Annotated in this window: 23 protein-coding genes and 1 tRNA gene; 7 read left to right on the top strand and 17 right to left on the bottom strand. The window is 66.8% G+C overall.

The features are described 5' to 3' along the window. Window positions 1-30 precede the first annotated feature (30 nt). Window positions 31-399: an arsenate reductase (glutaredoxin) gene (gene arsC, locus AC2EBS_RS01705; RefSeq protein WP_484726650.1), complete on the top strand. Its 369-nt coding sequence runs from the start codon at window positions 31-33 to the stop codon at window positions 397-399. A gap of 4 nt (window positions 400-403) precedes the next feature. Here arsC and AC2EBS_RS01700 read toward each other — a convergent pair whose 3' ends face one another. Further along, a complete protein-coding gene (locus AC2EBS_RS01700) occupies window positions 404-901 on the bottom strand; it encodes a GNAT family N-acetyltransferase (RefSeq protein WP_484726649.1) in 498 nt (165 codons plus the stop codon). 81 nt (window positions 902-982) lie between these two features. On the opposite strand from AC2EBS_RS01700, the gene AC2EBS_RS01695 reads away from it, so the two are divergent. Continuing rightward, window positions 983-1,918 carry an alpha/beta fold hydrolase gene (locus tag AC2EBS_RS01695; RefSeq protein WP_484726648.1) on the top strand — a complete coding sequence of 312 codons (936 nt, stop codon included), beginning with the start codon at window positions 983-985 and terminating at the stop codon, window positions 1,916-1,918. A gap of 11 nt (window positions 1,919-1,929) precedes the next feature. On the opposite strand, the gene AC2EBS_RS01690 is transcribed toward AC2EBS_RS01695, so the two are convergent. The 6 genes from AC2EBS_RS01690 to AC2EBS_RS01665 form a co-directional block, all read right to left on the bottom strand. Continuing rightward, on the bottom strand, window positions 1,930-2,592 hold the full coding sequence (locus AC2EBS_RS01690; protein ID WP_484726647.1) for a 3'-5' exonuclease: 663 nt from the start codon (window positions 2,590-2,592) through the stop codon (window positions 1,930-1,932). Further along, complete coding sequence (locus AC2EBS_RS01685; protein WP_484726646.1) at window positions 2,589-4,523, bottom strand: DUF294 nucleotidyltransferase-like domain-containing protein; 1,935 nt, start codon at window positions 4,521-4,523, stop codon at window positions 2,589-2,591. Before AC2EBS_RS01685 ends, AC2EBS_RS01690 begins: the two co-directional genes overlap by 4 nt. 109 nt (window positions 4,524-4,632) lie before the next feature. Then, entirely contained in the window at window positions 4,633-6,750 is a 2,118-nt protein-coding gene (locus AC2EBS_RS01680) for a sodium:solute symporter family protein (protein WP_484726645.1), read from the bottom strand. A 10-nt stretch (window positions 6,751-6,760) separates the two neighbouring features. Next, complete coding sequence (locus AC2EBS_RS01675) at window positions 6,761-7,024, bottom strand: DUF4212 domain-containing protein (RefSeq protein WP_484726644.1); 264 nt, start codon at window positions 7,022-7,024, stop codon at window positions 6,761-6,763. A 119-nt stretch (window positions 7,025-7,143) separates the two neighbouring features. Further along, on the bottom strand, window positions 7,144-7,728 hold the full coding sequence (locus tag AC2EBS_RS01670; protein ID WP_484726643.1) for a tetratricopeptide repeat protein: 585 nt from the start codon (window positions 7,726-7,728) through the stop codon (window positions 7,144-7,146). Continuing rightward, window positions 7,728-8,024 carry a hypothetical protein gene (locus AC2EBS_RS01665; protein ID WP_484726642.1) on the bottom strand — a complete coding sequence of 99 codons (297 nt, stop codon included), beginning with the start codon at window positions 8,022-8,024 and terminating at the stop codon, window positions 7,728-7,730. The genes AC2EBS_RS01670 and AC2EBS_RS01665 overlap by 1 nt, the downstream gene beginning before the upstream one ends. A gap of 207 nt (window positions 8,025-8,231) precedes the next feature. Between AC2EBS_RS01665 and prfB the strand changes: the two genes are divergently transcribed. The 4 genes from prfB (at window position 8,232) to AC2EBS_RS01645 (ending at window position 13,235) form a co-directional block, all read left to right on the top strand. Next, window positions 8,232-9,336, top strand: a protein-coding gene (gene prfB / locus AC2EBS_RS01660) for a peptide chain release factor 2 (protein ID WP_484726641.1) whose coding sequence is annotated in 2 segments (ribosomal slippage) — window positions 8,232-8,312 and window positions 8,314-9,336 — 1,104 coding nt in all. Because the reading frame shifts where the segments join, the coding sequence is not laid out codon by codon here. Between the two features lie 69 nt (window positions 9,337-9,405). Continuing rightward, a complete protein-coding gene (gene pepN / locus AC2EBS_RS01655; RefSeq protein ID WP_484727544.1) occupies window positions 9,406-12,087 on the top strand; it encodes an aminopeptidase N in 2,682 nt (893 codons plus the stop codon). Window positions 12,088-12,120: 33 nt separating this feature from the next. Continuing rightward, a complete protein-coding gene (locus AC2EBS_RS01650) occupies window positions 12,121-13,134 on the top strand; it encodes a class 1 fructose-bisphosphatase (protein WP_484726640.1) in 1,014 nt (337 codons plus the stop codon). 25 nt (window positions 13,135-13,159) lie between these two features. Continuing rightward, window positions 13,160-13,235, top strand: a tRNA-Thr gene (locus tag AC2EBS_RS01645). 85 nt (window positions 13,236-13,320) lie between these two features. Here the strand turns inward: AC2EBS_RS01645 and AC2EBS_RS01640 are convergent. From AC2EBS_RS01640 to AC2EBS_RS01625, 4 genes are all read right to left on the bottom strand, one after another. Further along, the gene (locus AC2EBS_RS01640; RefSeq protein ID WP_484726639.1) at window positions 13,321-13,869 is read right to left on the bottom strand and encodes a hemerythrin domain-containing protein; all 549 of its coding nucleotides are present in this window, start codon (window positions 13,867-13,869) and stop codon (window positions 13,321-13,323) included. 79 nt (window positions 13,870-13,948) lie between these two features. Then, window positions 13,949-14,986, bottom strand: a complete 1,038-nt coding sequence (locus tag AC2EBS_RS01635; RefSeq protein WP_484726638.1) for a TRAP transporter substrate-binding protein — start codon at window positions 14,984-14,986, stop codon at window positions 13,949-13,951. Window positions 14,987-15,020: 34 nt separating this feature from the next. Next, a complete protein-coding gene (locus tag AC2EBS_RS01630; RefSeq protein ID WP_484726637.1) occupies window positions 15,021-16,352 on the bottom strand; it encodes a TRAP transporter large permease in 1,332 nt (443 codons plus the stop codon). Further along, a complete protein-coding gene (locus AC2EBS_RS01625; protein ID WP_484726636.1) occupies window positions 16,349-16,885 on the bottom strand; it encodes a TRAP transporter small permease in 537 nt (178 codons plus the stop codon). The genes AC2EBS_RS01630 and AC2EBS_RS01625 overlap by 4 nt, the downstream gene beginning before the upstream one ends. Window positions 16,886-17,111: 226 nt before the next feature. Here AC2EBS_RS01625 and AC2EBS_RS01620 point away from each other — a divergent pair, with 226 nt between their 5' ends. Beyond that, entirely contained in the window at window positions 17,112-17,591 is a 480-nt protein-coding gene (locus AC2EBS_RS01620; RefSeq protein WP_484726635.1) for a MarR family winged helix-turn-helix transcriptional regulator, read from the top strand. 98 nt (window positions 17,592-17,689) lie between these two features. Here AC2EBS_RS01620 and AC2EBS_RS01615 read toward each other — a convergent pair whose 3' ends face one another. From AC2EBS_RS01615 to ligK, 6 genes are read right to left on the bottom strand one after another with little or no spacing between them, the layout of a single operon-like run. Next, entirely contained in the window at window positions 17,690-18,655 is a 966-nt protein-coding gene (locus tag AC2EBS_RS01615) for a Gfo/Idh/MocA family oxidoreductase (RefSeq protein ID WP_484726634.1), read from the bottom strand. Between the two features lies 1 nt (window position 18,656). Then, the gene (locus AC2EBS_RS01610; RefSeq protein WP_484726633.1) at window positions 18,657-19,511 is read right to left on the bottom strand and encodes a class III extradiol dioxygenase subunit beta; all 855 of its coding nucleotides are present in this window, start codon (window positions 19,509-19,511) and stop codon (window positions 18,657-18,659) included. Between the two features lie 4 nt (window positions 19,512-19,515). After that, a complete protein-coding gene (ligA, locus tag AC2EBS_RS01605) occupies window positions 19,516-19,968 on the bottom strand; it encodes a protocatechuate 4,5-dioxygenase subunit alpha (protein WP_484726632.1) in 453 nt (150 codons plus the stop codon). Window position 19,969: 1 nt separating this feature from the next. Continuing rightward, entirely contained in the window at window positions 19,970-20,917 is a 948-nt protein-coding gene (locus tag AC2EBS_RS01600) for an amidohydrolase family protein (protein WP_484726631.1), read from the bottom strand. 4 nt (window positions 20,918-20,921) lie between these two features. Beyond that, window positions 20,922-21,863: a DUF1932 domain-containing protein gene (locus tag AC2EBS_RS01595; protein ID WP_484726630.1), complete on the bottom strand. Its 942-nt coding sequence runs from the start codon at window positions 21,861-21,863 to the stop codon at window positions 20,922-20,924. A 10-nt stretch (window positions 21,864-21,873) separates the two neighbouring features. Continuing rightward, entirely contained in the window at window positions 21,874-22,557 is a 684-nt protein-coding gene (ligK, locus tag AC2EBS_RS01590) for a 4-carboxy-4-hydroxy-2-oxoadipate aldolase/oxaloacetate decarboxylase (protein ID WP_484726629.1), read from the bottom strand. Between the last annotated feature and the right edge of the window lie 32 nt (window positions 22,558-22,589).

Here is a 22,589-nt window from a genome sequence, read left to right as displayed (position 1 = left end):
CTATGGCTTACCCCAGCCTACACTGCGCGGATGACACAGGCTTACGACGCTGACCTTCTGATCTTCCACAACCCGCGCTGCTCCAAGTCGCGCGAGGCCCTGGCCCTGCTGCAGCAAGCGCAAGGCCTGCAGCCCGAGGTGATCGAGTACCTGAAGACCCCGCCCAGCCTGGCGCAGCTGCAGCAGCTGCAAGGCCTGCTGGGCCTGCCGGTGCGCGAGATGCTGCGCAGCGGCGAGGATGCCTACCGCGAGCTGGGCCTGGCCGACCCGGCCCTGAGCGACCAAGAGCTGCTGCAGGCCATCGCCGACCATCCGGTGCTGCTGCAGCGGCCCGTCGTCGTGCACAAGGGTCGCGCGCTGATCGCGCGACCGCCAGAGTTGCTGCTGCAGCTGCTCTGAAGGCTCAGGCCTTGTAGCGTGCCAGCGCATCGCCGGTGAGCCGGCAGATGCGCCATTCGGGCAGCACGCTGGCGCCCATGTTCTCGTAGAAGCGGATCGCGTCCTCGTTCCAGTCGAGCACGGTCCATTCGAAGCGGCCGCAGCCGCGCTCGACCGCCATCTCTGCCAGGCGGCTGAGCAGTTGCTTGCCCAGGCCGCTGCGCCGGTGCGCAGGCCGCACATAGAGGTCTTCCAGGTACAGGCCGGGCTTGCACAGGAAGGTGGAGAAGTTGGTGAAGAACAGCGCGAAGGCGACGAGCTCGGGGCCTTCGGGACCGGCGCACTCGCCGACCAGGGCCTCGACGACCGGCTTGGGGCCGAAGAGATGCGGATGCAGCTTCTCCGGCGTGACGTCCAGCATGTGGCTGAGGTTCTCGAATTCGGCCAGCTCGGCGATCAGGCCGGCGATCGCCGGCACATCGCGCGGCTCGGCCGGGCGCAGGGAATAGTTGGCAGTCCTCATGCATGCATTCTGCCCGCCATGTGGCAAGACCTGTCACCGGGGCAACAGCGGGACTGCGGCGTCAGCACTACAGTGACGGGCATGAGCACCCATGAAATCGCGCCCAGCTACATCCCGCGCAAGCCGCATCGCAGCCGCTTCCTGACTCTGCGCGGGCTGCGCCACCATGTGCTGAGCTGGGGCGATGCCGCGCACGTCACGCCCGAGCGCCCGCTGCTGGTGATGCTGCACGGCTGGATGGACGTGGGCGCCTCGTTCCAGTTCGTCGTCGATGCGCTGCGCGAGGAGCGCGCGGTACTGGCGATGGACTGGCGCGGCTTCGGCCTGAGCGACAGCAGCGGCGCCGATGCCTACTGGTTCCACGATTACCTGGGCGACCTCGACGCGCTGCTCGACGCGGTGAGCCCGGGCGCGCCGGTGGACCTGCTGGGCCACAGCATGGGCGGCAATGTGGTGATGAACTACGCCAGCGCACGGCCCGAGCGCATCCGCCGCCTGATCAATCTGGAGGGCTTCGGCCTGCCCGACAGCCATCCGGAGAAGGCGCCCAAGCGCTTGCGCGAGTGGCTGGACGAGCTGAAGACGCCGCAGCAGCTCAAGCCCTATGCCAGCCTGGACGCGGTGGCCCAGCGACTGATGAAGACCAATCCGCGGCTCAGCGCCGACAAGGCGGCCTGGCTGGCGCCGATGTGGTCGCGCGAGGTCGAGGGCGCCGACGGCAGCCGCCAGTGGCAGATCCTGGGCGACCCGGCGCACAAGCGCGTCAACCCGGTGCTGTACCGCCGCGCCGAGGTCGTGGCCTGCTGGGCAGCGATCCAGGCGCCCACGCTGTGGGTGGAAGGCCGGCAGACCGATATGCAGGCCTGGTGGAAGGGCAGCTACACGCGCGAGGACTTCGAGTCGCGCCTGGCCGTGGTGCCCCGCCTGCAGCGCGTGACGCTGGAGAACGCCGGCCATATGCTGCACCACGACCAGCCCGAGGCACTGGCCGCTGCGCTGGAGGACTTCCTCGCCTGAGGCCCCGGGCTTCAGGCCTGCAGCCACTTGCGCTGCGCGGCCATGCGGCGCAGCTCGGCAAAGCGCGTCTCGCGCCGGGCCTGCAGCGCCGGCCACAGGCGCAGCAGCAGCTCGGCGGTGGCCATGGTGTCGGCAGCAGCCTGGTGGCGCTGCGCGCAGCGGATGTCGAAGTGCGCCATCCAGTCGTCCAGCGAGCGGCAGCCGGCCTGCGGATGCGTCAGCGCAGCCACCGGCTCCAGATCCAGCCACGGGTTCTTCAGCCGCCGGCCGAGCAGCCGGGCCATCTCGCGCTGGATCATCCCCTCGTCGAAGGCGGCGTGAAAGGCGATCAGCGGCGCGTCGCCCACCCATTGCTCGAAGGCCTGCAGCGCCAGCACCGGCTCCACGCCGCCGCGCTGCGCCCCGAGGCCGATGCCGTGCAGCAGGATGTTGAAGCGGGTGTCCTCGTTGAGCTCCAGCCCCTGCTCGTCCTGACGCAGCAGGATCTCGAAGCTGTCGCCGAGCAGGATGCGCGGCGGTGTCGCAGCCATGTCCACCGCCAGCGCGGCGATGGCCAGCAGCCGGTCGCGCTCCAGGTCCAGGCCGCTGGTCTCCACGTCCAGCACCACCCAGCGGCGCGGCTCCTCGGACGCCGCGCCGCCGAAGACACGCTTGAGCGAGTCAAGCCAACTCATCTCAACCAGTCCAGTTCAAGGCGCTGCTGCAGGCGGCGTGCGACGCGGAAGCTCTCCTTGAGCACGCGGCGGTCGATGTCGTTGAGCCGCGCCAGCGCGATCCAGTTGGGTCGCTCGCTGCGCGCGGCGGCACTGCCTCCTGCATCCTCTTCCATCTGCACGCGCAGGCGCAGCATCTGCAGGAACTCGAAGGCACCGATCCAGCCTTCGCTTTCGGCGGGAGCAAGCTCGAGCGCACGGCCGACCTGCTCGAAACGCTCGCGCGTGTTGGTCGTCGCGACGCCCTTGGCCAGCGCGAGTATGCGTGCCGAGTCGACGAAGATCGCCGTGCCGTGCAGCTTCAGGTCGACGCCCTCCTCGCCGTCGACGCGCTCGCCTTCGACCGCGCCCAGCCAGTTCAGCGGCGGCCGGCTGCGCAGCGCGTTCTCGCTCATCTGGCGCATGAAGCGCGGCAGCCGGGCGGCCTCGCCGCCGATCAGCTCGCGCAGGGGCTTCACCAGTGACGCCTCGCCCCAGATCGGACGGAAATCGAAATAGATGCTGGCCTTGAGCAGGTCTTCGGGTGCGCCGTGCTCCATCCAGTCGGAGAAGGCTTCCATCCACTCCTGCACCGTCAGGCAGCAGCCGGGGTTGGAGGCCATCACGCCGCCCTTGCACAGCGGATAGCCGCAGGCGTCCAGCGCCTCGTTGACCTCGCGTGCGAAGGCCAGCCAGCGCGGCCGGTCACGTTCGGGATCGTCGCTGACGAAGGCCAGGCCGTTGTCCTGGTCGGTGGCGATGGTCTGCTCACCGCGGCCCTCGGAGCCGAAGGCCAGCCAGCAGGCCTGGCGCTCGTCCAGCCCATGCTGCTCGGCTTTGAGCTGCAGCAGACGCTGGGTGAGCACGTCGTTGAGGTGCGAGATCAGCTCGGTGAGCTGTCGCGCCGCCACGCCCTGCGCCAGCAGATTGCGCGCGAAGCGGCGGATGTCCTGCGCGACGACGCGCAGCGTGTCCACGTCGGGCGCCGCGCGTATCGCCGTGCTGACCTGCTTGAGCGAGAGGCGCTGCATCGCGAACAGGTCGCGCTCGGAAACGATGCTGACCACGCGGCCATCCTCGGTGACCGGCACATGGCGCACGCCATGACGCGACATCAGCAGCGCCGCGTCCTGCGCGGTATCGGCCACGCTGAGGCACTGCACCGGCTGACTCATCACTGCGGCGATCGGCGTCGTCAGCGGCAGCTGCGGCAGCGTGATGCGCGAGAGGATGTCGTGACGCGTCAGGATGCCCAGCGCCGCGCCGGCGGCGTCGCACACCAGCACCGAGCCGATGTGCCTGCGGTGCATCATCTCGAGCGCCTGCTGCAGCGGCGTGTCGGGCATCACGCTGGCCGGCGTGCGGCGCGCCAGCTGGCCCAGCGGCGTCTCCATCGACTGCTCGGACAGGGTCTGCGAGGAATAGGCCACCTGCAGCGCGCGGCGCGACAGCGCCAGGAACTGGGCGACGCGCCGGTTCAGAAAGTCGGCAAACGGTCCGCTGAGCTTGGCCAGCGCGTGCACCTGCTCGGCCGGCAGCAGCAGGCAGAAGGTGTCGGCCTGCGAGGTGTAGGTGGCGGTCACGGCACGGGCGCCCAACACGGCGCCGACCGGAAAGAACTCGCCCGGCTCATAGTGAAAGCCGCCAGCGGCCTCGGCAATGCCGCGCTGCGCACTGACTGCGCCCTGGCGGACGAAATACAGATGCTGCACCGGCCCCTGCTCGGGCGCGAGCATCTGCTCGCCCGGTGCGAAGTAGGCCTGGCTGGCATGGCGCACGAAGTGCTCGACATGCTCGGCCTGCATCTGCGCGAATGGCGTGTGGCGGCGCATCTCGGCCGCCAGCTGCGTGATCAGGCTGTGCGAGGGCGTGCCGGCCGCGCCGGCGTTGCTGGGGCTGATGCTGCTGCTCATGATGCGTCGATGATGAGGCGGCCTGCGCTGCCTCGGGTTGACGAAAATGAAAAGGGCCCCGCAGCGAACTGCGGGGCCCTCGTGCTTCAGGCGCTAAGCCTCAGGGCGCTCAGGCCTTGCCCAGCTTCAGGTCCGGATAGCGGACATGCTCGACCAGTTCCTGCGTTTCCTTCTTGGGTGCCGGGGTGAGCAGGCTGACGATGATGATCGTCGCGAAGCCCAGCGGCACGCCGAAGATGCCGGCGCTGATCGGCAGGATGCCGAACCACAGCTCCACCGGCGAGGTCACGCCGAACACGCCGCGCAGCCAGGGCTGGGTGGTCACCATGTAGTAGAAGGTGACGCCCAGGCCCAGGATGATGCCGGCGCTGGCACCCCACTTGTTGGCACGCTTCCAGAACACCCCCAGCACCAGGGCCGGGAAGAAGGCAGCAGCCGCGAAGGAGAACGCCGCAGAGACGAGGAACAGGATGTCGGCCGGCTTCTGCGCCGCGACGTAAGCCGCAGCCAGGGCCACCACCAGCAGCAGCATCTTGGAGATGGTGACGCGGCGGGCGGTCGAGGCGTTCGGGTCGATCATCTTGTAGTAGACGTCGTGCGACAGCGCGTTGGCGATGGTCAGCAGCAGGCCGTCCGCGGTGGACAGCGCCGCAGCCAGACCGCCGGCGGCGACCATGCCCGACACCACATAGGGCAGGCCACCGATTTCCGGCGTGGCCAGCACGATGATGTCGCCACCGATGCGCATCTCGCCAAGCTGGAAGATGCCGTCCTTGTTGACGTCAGCCACCGCAAGCAACGCCGGGTCCACCTTGCTCCAGTTCGCGATCCAGGCTGGCAGCTGATCGAACGGCGTGCCCACCAGAACGTTGAACACCTCGTACTTGACCAGCACCGCCAGGGCAGGCGCCGAGAAGTAGAGCAGGAAGATGAAGAACAGGCTCCAGGTCACCGACTCGCGCGCCTCCTTGACGGATGGCGTGGTGTAGTAACGCATCAGGATGTGCGGCAGCGCGGCCGTACCCACCATCAGGCAGAACACCAGGGCCAGGAAGTTGCGACGCGACTCGTCGTAGGTCTTCTGTGCCTTGGCGTCGCCATTGGGGTCGCCGGCGAACTGCGCGGCGTGAGCCGGCATGCCGGCCAGCGGCTTGGCACGGGCCTCGTTGGCGGTCTTGGCAGCCGTCCAGGCCTTCTTCGCGGCCGCTTCGTCTGCTGGCAATGCAGCCAGGGCCTTCTCCGCAGCAGCGATCTGGTCGGCCGGCGCATTGGCAGCCTTCAGGTCGGCGATCTTCTGCGTCGCGGCGGCCTTGTCGGCGGCCAGCGCAGCGGGCACGTCCTTGAGCTTGGCGTCGAACTCGGCCGCGCGGGCCTTGAAGATCGCGATGACTTCCTGCTCCTTGGGGTCGGCCTTGAGCTTCTTCTCGGCCTCGCTCACCTTCTGCAGCTGGTAGCCGTAGATGGCTTGCGGCACAGGGATGCCGGTCTGCTTCACCGACAGCCACACCACCGGGATCATGTAGGCAATGATCAGAATGATGTACTGCGCCACCTGGGTCCAGGTGACGGCGCGCATGCCGCCGAGGAAGGAGCAGACCAGGATGCCCGCCAGACCGACGAAGACGCCGATCTCGAAGGCCAGGCCCGACAGACGCGCGGTGATCAGGCCCACGCCGTAGATCTGCGCCACCACATAGGTGAAGGAGCACAGGATCGCCGCTGCCACACCCAGCATGCGCGGCAGGTTGCCCTCATAGCGCGCGCCCAGGAAGTCGGGGATGGTGAACTGGCCGAACTTGCGCAGATACGGTGCCAGGAACAGCGCCACCAGGCAGTAGCCGCCGGTCCAGCCCATGATGAAGGCCAGGCCGCCGTAGCCGGTCAGGTACAGCGTGCCGGCCATGCCGATGAAGGACGCGGCCGACATCCAGTCGGCGCCGGTGGCCATGCCGTTGTAAACGGCAGGCACGCGGCGGCCGGCCACGTAGTACTCGCTGGCGTCGGAGGTGCGGCTCATGAAGCCGATGCCGGCGTACAGCAGCACGGTGGCACCGAGGAAGATGAAGCCGATCCACTGACGCGACAGACCCATCTGCTCGAGGATGGCCAGCGCGACGATGAAGACGAAGAAGCCGCCGGTGTACCAGCCATACACCTTGTTGAGCTGCTTCTTGAAGGCTGCATTGGACGACGCGCTGAAGGTGCCGCCCGCAGTTTCTGGACTCATGCCTGCCATATCAAGCCTCCTCGTCTTCGGCAACGCCGTGTTCCTGGTCCAGGCGGTTCATGTACCGCGCATAGAACCAGATGATCAGGCAGTACACGATCAGTGCGCCCTGGGATCCGACCCAGAAACTGAAGGGCCAGCCAAAAAAGGTGAAGCTCAGGTCGCGGGCAAAATAGCCCACGACGAAGGTCACCACGAACCAGATGGCCAGCAGAACCGCGGTGATCCGCAGGTTCTTCTGCCAGTACTGGCGGTGTCGTTCGGTCAATTGCATCGCTGTCGTCTCCTTCGTATCGTTAGAAGGCCTTCATCCCCTGCGGAATGTCGGGCACCGAAGGTGCGCCCCATGCGCCAACAGCGCGCATGCAGGTGATCAAGGCGCACACTGCACCGTCAGGCGCTCAAGCCGGTCTCTCGCTCGAGTTGCGCAGCGACTTTGGGCTCGAATCCCTTGAGATGGGCGATGATGCGCCGCGCCTCGTCGGGGTCCTGACGGTCCATGTGCACCCGGGCCAGTTGGTACCAGCCATAGGGGCTCATGGGTTGCAGTTCGGTGTTGCGCTTGAGGGCGGTGATCGCCTCGTCGAAGCGTTGCATGCGGATCAGGCACAAACCGAGGCCGTACCAGGCACGGTCGAGCTTGGCGTCCAGCGCCACTGCCTGACGGAAGGCCGACTCCGCCTCCGCCAGGCGGCCCTCGGCCTCGAGCAGGAAGGCCAGATTGAACCAGTCTCCGGCGCTGCGCTGCGGGCAAGCGGACACCAGGGCTTGCAGGTCGGCGATGGCCGCCTCGCGCGCGCCGTCCTGCGAATGCAGGTGCGCACGGCTGGCCAGCGCGTAGGCATCGCCAGGCCAGCGCTGCAGCATCTCATCGAACAGCTCGCGCGCCAAGCCGCGCTGCCCGAACACCAGCGCCGCCAGGGCCTTGAGCTTCAGCAGCCGGTAGGCCCAGCCGCGGGCAGCTTGGGGAGCACGCATCACTGACATTGCTGGACTCCGATCTGCAGGCAGATGTTGATCTTGACGATCGTTGCGACCACCCACAGCGACACCAGCATCAGGAAGGCGGCCAGCGGGATGTGCCGGTCAAGCACGATGCGCGGGCTGATCAGACGCGCCAGCTTGGTGAACGGCCTGGTCACCACACCGAGCAGCTGGTAAAAAAAGTTGCTCTCGCGCTTCGCCCCTGCGAGCAGGCCCAGCAGCCATTGACCCGCCATCGCCATCAAGGCGATTTCGGCAATCAACTTTAAGGCCGATGTCAGCAAGAGCATGGATCTCCTCCGTTGGGTGCCGTACTGTGTGCGAAAACGGCTTACCGATTTCTGACAAAGCCTTCATCACTCGGGGCAGCCCCACTATCGATAACCCTTGAGTGGCATGACAGGCGCCGCCGCCGGCCCCTGCAAGTGGGCCATGTAAAAATAGCGCCCTTGCTCTAGCCTGCGGCTGCCGTTCGGGCACCGCCACCCCACAAGATCATGGACATCGAACGCATCAACGCCATCGGCACCACCCTGGCCGACCTGACAGCGCGCACCGCCGCGCTAAGGGGGTATCTTTGACTACGACCGCAAGGCACTGCGGCTGAACGAGGTCAACGCTGCCCTCGAGAACCCGAACGTCTGGAACGAGCCGAAGCGCGCCCAGGAACTGGGCAAGGAGAAGCGCTCGCTGGAGACGGTGGTCGAGACCATCAACCATCTCGAAAGCAATCTATCGGACAACACCGAACTGTTCGAGATGAGCAAGGCGGAGGACGACTTCGCCGGACTCGAGGCGATCGAGGCCGACGCGGCCAAGCTGACCGAGAAGGTCGAGGAACTCGAGTTCCGCCGCATGTTCAACAACCCGGCCGACCCGCTGAACTGCTTCGTCGACATCCAGGCGGGCGCCGGTGGCACCGAGGCCTGCGACTGGGCCGGCATGCTGCTGCGCCAGTACCTGAAGTACTGCGAACGCAAGGGCTTCAAGGCCACTGTCGAGGAAGAAACGCCCGGCGACGTGGCCGGCATCAAGAGCGCGACCATCAAGGTGGAGGGCGACTATGCCTTCGGCCATCTGCGCACCGAGACCGGCGTGCACCGTCTGGTGCGCAAGAGCCCCTTCGACAGCTCGGGAGGACGCCACACCAGCTTCGCCTCGCTGTTCGTCTATCCGGAAGTCGACGACTCGATCGAGATCGAGATCAACCCGGCCGATGTGCGCACCGACACCTTCCGCGCCTCGGGCGCCGGCGGCCAGCACATCAACAAGACCGACTCGGCGGTGCGCCTGACCCACATCCCGACCGGCATCGTGGTGCAGTGCCAGGACGGCCGCAGCCAGCACAGCAACCGCGACACGGCCTGGAAGCGCCTGCGCTCGCGTCTGTACGACCATGAGATGCGCAAGCGCATGGAAGAGCAGCAGAAGCTGGAGGACACCAAGACCGACGTGGGCTGGGGTCACCAGATCCGCAGCTACGTGCTGGACCAGAGCCGCATCAAGGATCTGCGTACCAACTACGAGACCTCGGCAACGCAGAAGGTGCTGGACGGCGACCTCGACCAGTTCATCACCGAAAGTCTCAAGCAGGGCGTCTGACGCCACCCCGTGCCCCGGTGTGATCCACCGGGGCTTTGCTTCGTACCGAACCCAAGGATGCCCGCCATGATGCGTGAAGGCACTGCCACCCTGATCCGCCGCGAAGACTACACGGCGCCGGCCTACTGGATCCGCACCGTCGATCTCACGTTCGATCTCGATCCGGCCAAGACCCTGGTCACCAGCAAGATGCAGATCGAGCGCAACAGCGCCGTCGCGCACGCTCCGCTGCGCCTGCACGGCGAAGAGCTGAACCTGCTGCGCGTGCTGATCAACGGCGAGAGCGTGTCCTTCCGCCAGGAGGGCAACGAACTGGTGATCGAGAGCGCGCCCGATGCGGACTTCACGCTGGAGATCCGCAACACCTGCGCGCCGGAGAAGAACACCGCGCTGTCGGGCCTGTACACCTCGGGCGGCGGCTTCTTCACGCAGTGCGAGGCCGAAGGCTTCCGCCGCATCACCTACTTCCTCGACCGCCCGGACGTGATGGCGGTCTACACGGTGACGCTGCGCGCCGACCAGAAGAAGTACCCGGTGCTGCTGTCCAACGGCAATCTGCTGGAGACCGGCAGCCTGGACAACGGCCGCCACTTCGCCAAGTGGCACGACCCCTTCCCCAAGCCCAGCTATCTGTTCGCGCTGGTCGCCGCCGATCTGGTGACGCGCGAACAGCGCGTGAAGAGCCGCTCGGGCAAGGACCATCTGCTGCAGGTCTACGTGCGCCGCGGCGACCTGGAGAAGACCGAGCATGCGATGAACTCGCTGATCGCGTCGCTGGTCTGGGACGAGGCCCGCTTCGGCCTGCCGCTGGACCTGGAGCGCTTCATGGTGGTCGGCGTGTCCGACTTCAATATGGGCGCGATGGAGAACAAGGGCCTGAACATCTTCAACACCAGCGCCCTGCTCGCCTCGCCCGCCACCGCCACCGATGCCGACTTCGCGCGCATCGAGAGCATCGTCGCGCACGAGTACTTCCACAACTGGACCGGCAACCGCGTGACCTGCCGCGACTGGTTCCAGCTCTCGCTGAAGGAAGGCCTCACCGTCTTCCGCGACCAGGAGTTCTCGATGGACATGGCGGGCAGCGCCAGCGCCCGCGCGGTCTGCCGCATCCAGGACGTGCGCGTGCTGCGCTCGATGCAGTTCCCCGAGGACGCCGGTGCGATGGCGCATCCGGTGCGCCCGGACAGCTACGTGGAGATCAACAACTTCTACACCGCCACGGTCTACGACAAGGGCTCGGAAGTCGTGCGCATGTACCAGACCCTGGTCGGCCGCGACGGCTTCGCCAAGGGCATGAAGCTCTACTTCGAGCGTCATGACGGCCAGGCCGTGACCTGCGACGACTTCGCGCAGGCCATCGCCGACGCCAACCCCGGCTCAGCCTTGAGTACGCGCCTGGATGCCTTCAAGCGCTGGTACAGCCAGGCCGGCACGCCGCGCGTGCAGGCGCGCGGCCGCTACGACGCCGCGGCACAGACCTACACGCTGAGCCTGCAGCAGAGCAATCCGCCCTCGCCCGGCCAGGAGCTCAAGCTGCCGCAGGTGATCCCGGTGGCCATGGGCCTGCTGTCGCGCGACGGCGAGCACCTGCCGCTGCAACTGCAGGGCGAAGCCGCGCCGGCCGGCACCGAGCGCGTGCTGGTGCTGGACGCCGCCGAGCAGGACTTCGTCTTCACCGGCGTGACCAGCGAGCCGGTGCCCTCGCTGCTGCGCGGCTTCTCGGCACCGGTGGTGCTGGACGACGGCCTGTCCGACGCCGACCTGCTGGTGCTGCTCAAGCACGATGCCGATGCCTTCAACCGCTGGGAAGCCAGCCAGCGCCTGGCGCTGAACCGCATCATCGCCGCGGTGCGCGCCGGCGTGGACCTGCAGCTTGACGAGGCCTTCATCGACGCGATGCGCAGCGTGCTGCGTCATCCGGAGCTCGATGCGGCCTTCAAGGCGCTGGCGCTGACGCTGCCCGACGAGGCCTATATCGCCGAGCAGCTCGACGTCGTCGATCCGCAGGCCATCCACGCGGCCGTCGAGGCGGCGCGCCTGCAGCTGGCCCAGGCCCTGCACGCCGACTGGGAAGCGGCCTTCGAATCGCACCAGATCCAGGGCGGCTACACGCCCGATCCGGTCTCGGCCGGCAAGCGATCGCTGGCCAATCTGGCGCTGTCCATGCTGGTGCTGGATGCCACGGTGCGCGGCACGCCGCTGTGGCCGGGCCGTGCCTACCAGCGCTTCAAGGATGCCGGCGACATGACGGTGCGCCTGGGCGCGCTGTCCGCGCTGGTCAGCGCCCATGCCGAGCTGGCGCCGGCCGCGCTGGAGCGCTTCCACGCGCTGTTCAAGGACGACGCGCTGGTGGTGGACAAGTGGTTTGCACTGCAGGCCCGCGCGCCGGAGAAGGACGGCAAGACCTTCGCCCGCGTCAAGCAGCTGCTGCAGCATCCCGACTTCACGCTGAAGAACCCGAACCGTGCACGCAGCCTGATCGCGTCGCTGTGCCTGTTCAACCCGGCCTCCTTCCATCGCGCCGATGCCGCGGGCTATGTGTTCTGGGCCGAGCAGGTGCTGGCGCTGGACGCGATCAATCCGCAGATCGCCGGCCGCCTGGCGCGCGGCATGGACCGCTGGGCCACGCTGGCCGAGCCCTACCGCAGCGCGGCGCGTGAGGCGATCGCGCGCGTGGCCGCCAAGCCGGACCTGTCCAGCGACGTGCGCGAGATCGTCGAGCGTGCGTTGGCCAGCGGCCAGGCCTGATCCCTACGGACATCTTCATCTGAGAGCCCCATCATGACCCGTCGCGTCAGCCTCACCCAGTACCTGATCGAGCAGCAGCGCCAGCACGGCCACATCCCGCAGGAACTGCGCCTGCTCATCGAGATCGTCGCGCGCGCCTGCAAGCGCATCGCCATCAGCGTCAACAAGGGCGCCCTGGGCGATGTGCTGGGCAGCGCCGGCAGCGAGAACGTGCAGGGCGAGGTGCAGAAGAAGCTGGACATCATCGCCAACGAGGTGCTGATCGAAGCCAATGAGTGGGGCGGCCACCTCGCCGCGATGGCCTCGGAAGAAATGGACGGCATCTACGTGGTGCCCAACCGTTTCCCGCAGGGCGAGTACCTCTTGATGTTCGACCCGCTGGACGGTTCGTCCAACATCGACGTCAACGTCTCCATCGGCACGATCTTCTCGGTGCTGAAGAAGCCCGAGGGCAGCAAGGGCGTCAGCGAGGACGACTTCCTGCAGCCCGGCAGCGCCCAGGTCGCGGCCGGCTACTGCGTCTACGGCCCGCAGACCACGCTGGTGCTGACGGTGGGCGACGGTGTCGCGATGTTCACGCTGGACCGCGAGCAAGGCTCCTTCGTGCTGACCACCGAGAACGTGCGCATCCCCGAGGACACGAAAGAGTTCGCCATCAATATGTCGAACCTGCGCCACTGGGACGAGCCGATGAAGCGCTATATCGAAGAGTGCCTGGCCGGCACGACCGGCCCCCGCGGTAAGGACTTCAATATGCGCTGGATCGCGTCGATGGTGGCCGACGTGCACCGCATCCTGACCCGCGGCGGCGTGTTCATGTACCCCTGGGACAAGCGCGAGCCGGGCAAGGCCGGCAAGCTGCGCCTGATGTACGAGGCCAACCCGATGGCCTTCCTCGTCGAGCAGGCCGGCGGCGCAGCGACCAACGCGCGCCAACGCATCCTCGACCTGCAACCGAGCAAGCTGCATGAGCGTGTGGCCGTGGTGCTGGGCTCCAAGCACGAAGTCGAACGCGTCACCGCCTATCACCTTGACGCCAAGCCTTGAACTTCCTCTATAATGGCGGGCTTACGCCGGTGTAGCTCAGTTGGTAGAGCAGCGCATTCGTAATGCGAAGGTCGGGAGTTCGACTCTCTTCACCGGCACCAATAGAGAGGGGCAGCATCTTGCGATGCTGCCCCTTCTTCTTTGCGCTGTACCGACCAAGGCGCAGTCGCGCAAGGCCGACTCGGCTCAGACGTGGAAGCCGATCTCCTTGTCGAGATCGTTGAGTTCATGGCGGGTGTGCAGGGACAGGCCCAGTGCCGCCATGTGATTGCTGTTGCGCGCCAAGATGGTCTGCGACAGCGGCAGGAACTCGTTCTCCTCGAACTGCGCATGGCCCAGATAGGTCTCGACCAGCGCCTTTACGCCCGCCGCGTCCAGCCTGGCACCGCCCTGCCCCTTGGCCGCCTGCTTGAGCCCGGGTTCGAGCGTGGACCATGCCGCCTCGATGCTGCGGTGCTCTCGCGTCAGCTGCTCCACCATCGCCTGCACGCGCTGGCGTTCCTCGCCGGCCACGGCGCTGGCCAGCACGGCGGGAAAGAGCTCGCGCTCCTCATCCTGATGGTGCTGCAGGATCACGTGGCTGAAGAACTTCAGCGCACGCTCGGCTGTGCTGCGCGCCTGCTCGGCCGCTGCCAGCAGGGCCGGCAACTGGTCCAGCGCCTGCAGCTGCGTGACGATGCCGGCGTGGCAGTTGGAAAAGCTCTGGATCGGTGCGTCGCCGCCGGGGGTGCTCATCTCGTCTCTCCTCGAATGGATCCCGGCGGCACTGCAGCTGCGCACCGCCGGGAGGGCGCCTTCAGGCGCCGTGGCTGACTCAGCGGTCGTACTGCTTGATCAGCGCGCGAGCGTCTTCCAGCAGCGCCTTGCCGTCAAAGCCCTTGGCGCTGACGTCCTTGACCCACTGATCGTCCACCTCGTCGCTGGCCTTGATCCAACGCTCCAGTTCCTTGGCGTCGAGCTTGACGATGCTGTTGCCGCGGTCGGTGGCCAGCTTCTGGTGCGGCACAACCGTCGCGTCGAAGCCCTTCTCGCCGGCCCAGGCCGAGGTCGCCAGACCGCTGTTGTCGTCGATGACCTTCTTCAGCTCCGGCGGCAGGCTGTTGTACTTGGCCGGGTTCATCACGAAGGCGAAGATCGAGTTGGCGAACTTCGCATGGCCGGCGGCAACTTCGACATGGCTCTTGGTAACTTCCTGCAGCTTGAAGGCCGGCACGCCTTCCCAGGGCACCATCGCGCCATCGACCACGCCCTTGCTCAAGGCCTCAGGTACGGCAGGCAGGGGCATCTGCACCGGCGTGGCGCCCAGCGCGGTGAGGAAGCGCGAGTTCAATCGCGTGGCGGCACGGATCTTCAGGCCCTTCAGGTCCTCCAGCTTGGCGACCTGCTTGCCGCCGCCCATGTGGAAGGACGAACCGTCATTGGTGTGCAGCCACAGCAGCTTCACGCCGCGGAACTCGTCCTGCGCATGCTTCTGCACGAAGGCCCACAGCGCCTGGCTGGAACCCTTGGCGCTCTTGGTGAAGAAGGGCAGCTCGAAGACCTCGCTCTTGACGAAGCGGCCGGCCGAGTAGCCGGGCAGCGTCCAGACGATGTCGGCGATGCCGTCGCGCGCCTGGTCGAACAGCTGCGCCGGCGTGCCCCCCAGCGTCATCGCCGGAAAGATTTGGCACTTAAGCCTGTCGCCCGACTCCTTGGCAATCTTCTCGCACCAGGGCTCGACCAGATTCTTGTTCACGTTCGAGTTCGGCGGCATCTGGTGCGAGACCTTGAGCACGACCTGCTGGGCCTGGGCGGCACCCGCTGCACAGAGCGCCACGGCAGCGGCGAGCATGGAACGACGGAGTAGCTTCATGGATGTCTCCTATGGGTTGGCAAGGGTAAGGCGGTCAGGTTTGGAAAGTCTTGACCAGGACCAGGGAAATCGACGGGAAAGCAAGCAGCAGCACGATGCGCAGCAGGTCCGAGGTCAGGAAGGGAATCACCCCCTTGAAGGTCTCGGTCAGCGGCACGTCCTTGGCCAGCCGGTTGATGATGTAGACGTTCATGCCCACCGGCGGACTGACCAGGCCGATCTCGACCACCATCAGCGCCAGGATGCCGAACCAGATCGCCTTGTCGCTGGGCGCCATGCCGTAGAAGTCCAGGCCCATGATCATCGGGAAGAAGATCGGAATGGTCAGCAGGATCATCGCCAGGCTGTCCATGATGCAGCCGAGAAAGAGATAGATGACCAGGATCGCCACCAGCACCACCATCGGAGGCAGTCCGCTGCCCTGCACCCAGGCAGCCAGCTCGGCCGGCATCTGCGACAGCGCCAGCGAGGTGTTGAGCATGTCGGCACCGAGCAGCACCAGGAAGATCATCGCCGTGGCACTTGCCGTGCCCAGCGCGCTGTCGATGATGCCCTTCATGCGCATGCCGCCGCGCGCCACTGCCAGGACGCCGCAGGCCGCGGCACCGATGGCAGCCGCCTCGGTCGGATTGGCCCAGCCACCGTAGATGCCGACGATCACGACGACGAACACCAGCATCACCGGCAGCACCTCGAACATCGCCTTGATGCGCTCCGGCCAGGGCATGCGGGGGCCGGCCGGACCGGCAGCGGGGTTCATGCGCACGACGATCTGCACCACCAGCATGTAGCCGATCATCGCGATGATGCCGGGCAGCACCGCAGCCATGAACAGCTTGCCGATCGACTCCTGCGTGAGGATGGCGTAGATCACCAGCGGCACGCTGGGCGGGATCATGATGCCGAGCGTGCCGCCGGCTGCCAGCGTGCCAGTGGCCAAGCTGCCGGAATAGCCGTTGCGTTTCAGCTCGGGCAGCGCCACCTGACCCATCGTCGCCGCGGTGGCCAGCGAAGAGCCGCAGATCGCGCCGAAGCCGGCGCAGGCGCCGATCGACGCCATCGCCACACCGCCGCGTCGATGGCCGAGGAAGGCGCTGACGAAGCGAAACAGGCTGCGCGACAGTCCGCCGTGCGTGGCGAACTGGCCCATCAGCAGGAACATCGGGATGACGATCAGGTCGTAGTTGGACAGGCGCGCATAGGCCAGGTTCTTCAGCGAGGCCATCAGCGGCAGCGTGTCCCAGCCACTAAGGGCGAGGTAACCAGTGCCACCCGCGATAAACATCGAGATGCCGATGGGCACGCGGAACACCAGCATCACCATCAGGCCCAGGAAGATCAGGCCGCCGGAAGCAATGCCACTCATGCTTTCTCTCCTCGCAGCAGGCGCGAGGCCATGTAAAGGCCGGCCAGCGCCAGCACGACGAAACCGGGAACCATCAGCATCTGTGCGATCCAGACCGGAATGGCCAGGATGGGCGAGGTCTCCTGGTACTCACGCAGCGCCAGCGCGCCGACGAAGCTGCGCCAGGCGACCAGCGCGCCGAACACCGCGACCAGGATCGAGCCGATGCCGTCGAGCAGTTCCACGCGGCGCTGCGGCCAGTTGTGCGTGAAGAAGTCGACCTTCACGTCATGGCCGGTCAGATGACACCAGGCGAAGAAGCTGGCCGAGGCAAAGGCTGCGCACATCTGCAGCAGTTCCATGTCGCCGGGAACAGGCGCCGACCACAGCTTGCGGCCGACGATGGAGACGATGGACATGATGACGAGCGCGACGAACACCAGCCCGCCCGCCAAGGCGAGCCAGCGCGCCACGGCGCGCAGCGCAAGGCCATAGGGGCCGTGCTGCACGGGCGCCGCAGCGTCCGCGATCTCGGGGGGTAAAGGTTCCTGCATGGGGTCTCCTGAAGATGCAAAAAATCGAACTGGCCATCTCCCTGGGGGTCACCGCCCGCCAGCCGGCGAGCGGTGAAGCGCCTCTCGAATGGCGCCGGCTGCCGCACCTAAAGGCGCTGTTCTGCCGCAGCCGAAGAAACTCAGAAATTGATAGGAATGCTCATAATTTGCATGGTGATAGACTCACCGCGCTCCGCACGGTCAAGCCACCAGCGCACGCCAAGCAATGCCGCAAAAGCAAAAGAAGTCCGCTCCGTCGATCGACCTTGATGCGCAGCCGGGCCACCAGATCCGGCGCCTGCACCAGGTCGCGGTGGCCATCTTTCTGGACGAGACCGCCGTGCATGGCATCACGCCCGTGCAGTACGCAGCGCTGCAGGCAGTGAGCAACACGCCGGGCATAGACCAGCGCACACTGGCCGCGACGATAGGTTTCGACACCTCGACCATCGCCGGCGTCATCGACCGCCTGGAAGCGCGAGGCCTGATGCAACGCCAGGTCTCGCCCACCGACCGCCGCGCCCGTCTGCTGACCATTACAGGCGAAGGCGCGGTCCTGCTGGCGGCCGTCGTTCCGCAGATGCTCGCTGCGCAGCAGCGCATGCTGGCGCCGCTGGGCGAGAAGGGGCGCGCCGACTTCATGCGCCTGCTCGGCAAGCTGCTCGACGGCCACGGCGAGCTCAGCCGCGGCCCCGGCGAAGCCTGACGCGCCGCATCCCGGCTGACGCCGGGCGGCGGAAATGCGATGAGGGCTGTGGCAGGTCATGTCCGTGGGTGGGCTGAGCAGGCTGAACGCGATGCGGCTTACTGGTCGCGCGCCAGCTGCTGCTCCAGCTCGTGCAGCACCTGGTAGCAAGGCAGCACCTGGGCCACGCTGCCATTGGGCTCGCGGCCTTCGCGGATCGCGGCGAAGAACTCGCGGTCCTGCAGCTCGATGCCGTTCATCGACACGTCCACCGTGGAGACGTCGATCTTCTCGTCCTTGCCGTTGAACAGGTCGTCGTAGCGCGCGATGTAGGTGCCGGTGTCGCCGATGTAGCGGAAGAAGGTGCCCAGCGGGCCGTCGTTGTTGAACGAGAGCGACAGCGTGCAGATCGCGCCGTTGGCGGCCTTGAGCTGGATGCTCATGTCCATCGCGATGCCCAGCGTAGGATGGATCGGGCCCTGGATCGCGTTGGCCTTCACGATGGGCGAGCCGCACTGGTAGGCGAACAGGTCCACCGTGTGCGCAGCGTGGTGCCACAGCAGGTGGTCGGTCCAGCTGCGCGGCTGGCCCAGCGCGTTCATGTTCGTGCGCCGGAAGAAATAGGTCTGCACATCCATCTGCTGGATGTTGAACTCGCCGGCGACGATCTTCTTGTGCACCCACTGGTGGCTGGGGTTGAAGCGACGCGTGTGGCCGCACATCGCGACCAGACCGGTCTCGGCCTGCAGGCGCACGACCTCCTCGCCTTCCTTGAGCAGGTCGCACAGCGGAATCTCCACCTGCACATGCTTGCCGGCCTTCATGCAGGCGATGGCCTGCTGCGCATGCATCTGCGTGGGCGTGCACAGGATCACCGCATCCACCTCGGGCAGCGCGAGCGAGTCGGCCAGCTCGGTGGTGACGTGGCCAATGCCGTACTTGGCGGCGACTTCCTTGGTCTTCTCCAGATCGCGGCTGATCAGCGAGACGACCTCGACGCCGGCGATGTTCTTGATGCCGTCCAGATGCTTGATGCCGAAGGCACCTGCGCCAGCCAGCGCGACCTTGATGGTTTTCTCAGCCATATCAGTTGTTCTCCAGAATCAGATGGCCCACCGCCGTGTTGGAGGCAGGCACGTGATAGAAGCGATGGCGCAGCGTCGGCGCCGGGCCACCGTTGATGTCGGACATCGCGCCGCGCGCGATCAACCACATCACCAGCTCGATGCCTTCGGAGCCGGCCTCGCGCACATAGTCGATATGCGGCACCTCCGCCTGTCCCGCCGGATCCGCGATCAGGCGGTCGAGGAAGGCGTTGTCCCATTCCTTGTTGATCAAGCCGGCGCGCGCGCCCTGCAGCTGGTGGCTCATGCCGCCGGTGCCCCAGATCTGCACCTTGAGCGGCTCGTCATAGGACTCGATGGCCTTGCGGATCGCCTGGCCGAGCTGGAAGCAGCGCTTGCCCGAAGGCACCGGGTACTGCACCACGTTGACGTGGAAAGGGATCACCGGGCAGGGCCAGGCCTCGGGCTGGCCGCACATCAGCGACAGCGGCACCGTCAGGCCGTGGTCCACCGGCATCTTGTTGACGATGGTGAGGTCGAAGTCGTCCTGGATCACCGACTGCGCGATGTGCGAGGCCAGCTGCGGATGCCCCTTCACGACGGGCACCGGGCGCGGGCCCCAGCCTTCGTCGGCGGGCTGGAATTCGGCCGCACAGCCGATCGCGAAGGTCGGGATCACCTCCAGACTGAAGGCGGTAGCGTGGTCGTTGTAGACAAGGAAGACGACGTCGGGCTTGTTGTCCTTCATCCACTGCTTGCTCGGCTCATAGCCGGCGAACAGTGGCTGCCAGTACGGCTCCTGCGTCTTGCCCAGGTCGATGGCCACGCCGATGGCCGGCACATGCGAGGTGTAGACGCTTGCGGTGATCTTGGCCATTTGCTCAGGCCCCCTTCTGCTGCTTGTTCTTGCCCGCCGCGCCCTGCGGCTGGTGCTGCGGCTGCGCGTCGCCGTCCTCGCCGAGGTAGCGGTTGCCCTCCGGCGAGCGGCCGCCCTTGATCATCATGTCGCGGTACTCGGCCTCGCTCATGCCGGTCATCGAGCCCGCCATCTGCTGGAAGGACAGGCCGTCGGTGGCGCCGATGCGGGCGAGGAAATAGATATTGCCGCCCAGGCGCATGCACCAGTTCAGATCGCGGGCCATCACCGCCTGCTTCTGCTCCTCGCTCATCGGCCACTCGTCCAGATAGGCACGCTCATCGGCCTTGAAGCGCTCGCGGTTCTCGGGCTTCATCAGCGAGGTGCAGAACTGGTTGAGCCAGTAGCCTTTGCGCGACTGCTCGGCGTCGAAGATGATCGTGCCAGGCACGTCCAGATAAGGTTTGTCGAGAGCCATCTCAGAGTTCCTCCGGCCAGTACAGGCGCATGGGATTGTCGACCAGCAGCTTGCGCTGAAGCTCGGCCGTGGTGGCGATCTGCGGAATGAAGTCCACCAGCAAGCCATCGTCGGGCATGTGGTCCTTCAGATTCGGGTGCGGCCAGTCGGTGCCCCAGAGCACGCGGTCCGGGAACTCCTCGACCACGCGGCGCGCGAAGGGCACGACGTCCTGGTAATACCCGGCCTGTTCGCCACTCAGTTGGCCAGGTAGCGCCTTCGGTCCGGTGACCGAGAGCCGCTCCGGGCAGGAGACCTTGCTCCACACATTCGGGTGCTCGCGCATGAACTTCAGGAACAGCGCGAACTCCGGGCCGTCGATGGGCTTGCTGACGTCCGGACGGCCCATATGGTCGACGACCACGGTGGTAGGCAGCGCGGTGAAGAAGTCCCACAGCTCGGGCAGGTCCACCGCCTCGAAGTAGATCACCACATGCCAGCCCAGCTTGGAGATGCGCGCGGCAATCTCCATCAGCTCGTCCTTGGGCGTGAAGTCGACCAGGCGCTTGACGAAGTTGAAGCGCACGCCGCGCACGCCGGCGGCATGCAGCTGGCGCAGCTCCTCGTCGCTGATGCTGCGACGCACCGTCGCGACGCCGCGGGCCTTGCCGGCCGAAGCCAGGCAGGCATCGACCATCGCGCGGTTGTCGGCGCCGTGGCAGGTGGCCTGCACGATCACATTGCGTGCGAAGCCCAGGTGGTCGCGCAGCGCGAACAGCTGCTGCTTGCTCGCGTCGCAGGGCGTGTACTTGCGCTCGGGCGCATAGGGGAAGTCGGCACCGGGGCCGAAGACATGGCAGTGCGCGTCGACAGCGCCCGCGGGCAGCTGGAAGCGCGGCTTGCTCGGGCCCTCGTACCAGTCCAGCCAGCCGGCCGTCTTCTGGAAGTCACCCGAAGTGGGTTTGCTCATGGGGTCAGTCCTTGCTCGATGTCTTGGAATTCACGTGGGCCAGCATGCGGTCCGCTTCCACGCGCCAGTCGGCGCTGCGTGCGAAGCCCTTGCTGCCCTTGGCGCCAAAGAGGCCCGCGTCGGCGAGATCGGCCACCCAGGCCTGGCGCTCGGCCGTGCCGCTGGCGCTCCAGGGCGTGAGTCCGGCCTCGCGCACGGTCTCGGCGACCTCGCGCACTTCCTCGCTGCGGCGGCGGCCGTGCTCGATGACGCGCTGGAAGAAGTAGCTCGCCTGCTTCTCCCAGTCGATGCCGGGGAAGGTCTCGTGCAGCGAAGCGATCACCGCATCCTCGACGCCGTAGTGGCGTGCCGCGGTGAAGCTCTCGATCACCATGGCCTCCAGGCCCTTGATCATCACGCTGCGGCACATCTTGGTCGCCGAGGCCACGCCCAGCTTCTCGCTCGCCACCTTGGACGCGAAGCCCAATGCGTTCAGCGGCGCCGTCAGCGCGGCGGCATCGGGGCCGCCCAGCAGCAGCGGCACCTTGATGCGATAGGGCGGCACGCTGGTCATCACCGCACCCTCGACATAGCGGCCGCCCGCTTCGTTCACGGCTTGCGCCGCGCGTTGCTTGGCGCCGGGCGAGGCGCTGTTGAAGTCGAGGAAGAAGGCACCCTGCTTGATCGCCAGCGCGCAGGCCTTGGCCACCGGCACCGCCTGGCTGGCAGTGACGGCGCTGACGATCAGGTCGCTGCGCATCGCCAGCTCGGCATGCGAGGCCGCGATCCACACGCCACGCTCGCCCGCATGCTGGCGCAGGCTCACCGCGCTGGCGGGCTGCTCGAGCTTCAGGTCGTAGGCGCTGACGGTCACGCCTTGAGCGCGCAGATCCTCGGCGAGGATGCGGCCGACCTCGCCATAACCGACGAGACCGACGTGCCAGCTTTTCGGATCGACGATGGCCATGGCTGCAGCTTCAGTCGATGTACTTCAGACCTGCGGCGGCCAGCGGCTCGCGCATCTTGTACATGTCCAGGCCCAGCACGCCCGACGCCAGCTTGGCGCGCTTGTCGCCCTCGTTGGCTTCGCGCGCGGCGGCAGCGGCGGCCACCTCGGCGGCGCGCGCCGCCGGCACGCAGACCACGCCGTCGTCGTCGGCGACGATCACGTCGCCCGGCGTCACCCACATGCCGGCGCAGACCACCGGGATGTTCACCGAGCCCAGCGTCGCCTTGATCGTGCCCTTGCTGCTGATGGCCTTGCTCCACACCGGGAAGCCCATGCGAGTGAGCTCCTTCACGTCGCGCACGCCGGCATCGATGACCAGCGCACGGGCGCCGCGCGCCTGGAAGGAGGTGGCCAGCAGGTCGCCGAAATAGCCGTCGGTGCAGTCGGCAGTGATCGCCGCGACGACGATGTCACCGGGCTGGATCTGCTCGGCCACCACATGCATCATCCAGTTGTCGCCCGGGTGCAGCAGCACGGTCACTGCAGTGCCCGAGACCTGGGCGCCGGCATAGATCGGGCGCATATATGGCTTCATCAGACCGACACGGCCCATGGCCTCGTGCACCGTGGCCGAGCCGTACTGGGCCAGCTGGTCGGCGGCAGCGCGGTCGGCGCGCTTGATGTTGCGGTAGACGACTCCGAGTTCGTACATGGCGGATTCCTTCTTGTCTCGCTGACGTTCGT

It is taken from the genome of Roseateles sp. T103 (assembly GCF_057219915.1).
Note: the sequence above shows the minus strand (reverse complement) of the source record. Positions and strands in the feature narration are given on the sequence as shown.

Excerpts from the sequence above, each read along its gene's own strand:
- arsC (WP_484726650.1), top strand. The coding sequence starts at position 31 with ATGACACAGGCTTACGACGCTGACCTTCTGATCTTCCACAACCCGCGC.
- AC2EBS_RS01700 (WP_484726649.1), bottom strand. The coding sequence starts at position 901 with ATGAGGACTGCCAACTATTCCCTGCGCCCGGCCGAGCCGCGCGATGTG.
- AC2EBS_RS01695 (WP_484726648.1), top strand. The coding sequence starts at position 983 with ATGAGCACCCATGAAATCGCGCCCAGCTACATCCCGCGCAAGCCGCAT.
- AC2EBS_RS01690 (WP_484726647.1), bottom strand. The coding sequence starts at position 2,592 with ATGAGTTGGCTTGACTCGCTCAAGCGTGTCTTCGGCGGCGCGGCGTCC.
- AC2EBS_RS01685 (WP_484726646.1), bottom strand. The coding sequence starts at position 4,523 with ATGAGCAGCAGCATCAGCCCCAGCAACGCCGGCGCGGCCGGCACGCCC.
- AC2EBS_RS01680 (WP_484726645.1), bottom strand. The coding sequence starts at position 6,750 with ATGAGTCCAGAAACTGCGGGCGGCACCTTCAGCGCGTCGTCCAATGCA.
- AC2EBS_RS01675 (WP_484726644.1), bottom strand. The coding sequence starts at position 7,024 with ATGCAATTGACCGAACGACACCGCCAGTACTGGCAGAAGAACCTGCGG.
- AC2EBS_RS01670 (WP_484726643.1), bottom strand. The coding sequence starts at position 7,728 with ATGCGTGCTCCCCAAGCTGCCCGCGGCTGGGCCTACCGGCTGCTGAAG.
- AC2EBS_RS01665 (WP_484726642.1), bottom strand. The coding sequence starts at position 8,024 with ATGCTCTTGCTGACATCGGCCTTAAAGTTGATTGCCGAAATCGCCTTG.
- pepN (WP_484727544.1), top strand. The coding sequence starts at position 9,406 with ATGCGTGAAGGCACTGCCACCCTGATCCGCCGCGAAGACTACACGGCG.
- AC2EBS_RS01650 (WP_484726640.1), top strand. The coding sequence starts at position 12,121 with ATGACCCGTCGCGTCAGCCTCACCCAGTACCTGATCGAGCAGCAGCGC.
- AC2EBS_RS01640 (WP_484726639.1), bottom strand. The coding sequence starts at position 13,869 with ATGAGCACCCCCGGCGGCGACGCACCGATCCAGAGCTTTTCCAACTGC.
- AC2EBS_RS01635 (WP_484726638.1), bottom strand. The coding sequence starts at position 14,986 with ATGAAGCTACTCCGTCGTTCCATGCTCGCCGCTGCCGTGGCGCTCTGT.
- AC2EBS_RS01630 (WP_484726637.1), bottom strand. The coding sequence starts at position 16,352 with ATGAGTGGCATTGCTTCCGGCGGCCTGATCTTCCTGGGCCTGATGGTG.
- AC2EBS_RS01625 (WP_484726636.1), bottom strand. The coding sequence starts at position 16,885 with ATGCAGGAACCTTTACCCCCCGAGATCGCGGACGCTGCGGCGCCCGTG.
- AC2EBS_RS01620 (WP_484726635.1), top strand. The coding sequence starts at position 17,112 with ATGCCGCAAAAGCAAAAGAAGTCCGCTCCGTCGATCGACCTTGATGCG.
- AC2EBS_RS01615 (WP_484726634.1), bottom strand. The coding sequence starts at position 18,655 with ATGGCTGAGAAAACCATCAAGGTCGCGCTGGCTGGCGCAGGTGCCTTC.
- AC2EBS_RS01610 (WP_484726633.1), bottom strand. The coding sequence starts at position 19,511 with ATGGCCAAGATCACCGCAAGCGTCTACACCTCGCATGTGCCGGCCATC.
- ligA (WP_484726632.1), bottom strand. The coding sequence starts at position 19,968 with ATGGCTCTCGACAAACCTTATCTGGACGTGCCTGGCACGATCATCTTC.
- AC2EBS_RS01600 (WP_484726631.1), bottom strand. The coding sequence starts at position 20,917 with ATGAGCAAACCCACTTCGGGTGACTTCCAGAAGACGGCCGGCTGGCTG.
- AC2EBS_RS01595 (WP_484726630.1), bottom strand. The coding sequence starts at position 21,863 with ATGGCCATCGTCGATCCGAAAAGCTGGCACGTCGGTCTCGTCGGTTAT.
- ligK (WP_484726629.1), bottom strand. The coding sequence starts at position 22,557 with ATGTACGAACTCGGAGTCGTCTACCGCAACATCAAGCGCGCCGACCGC.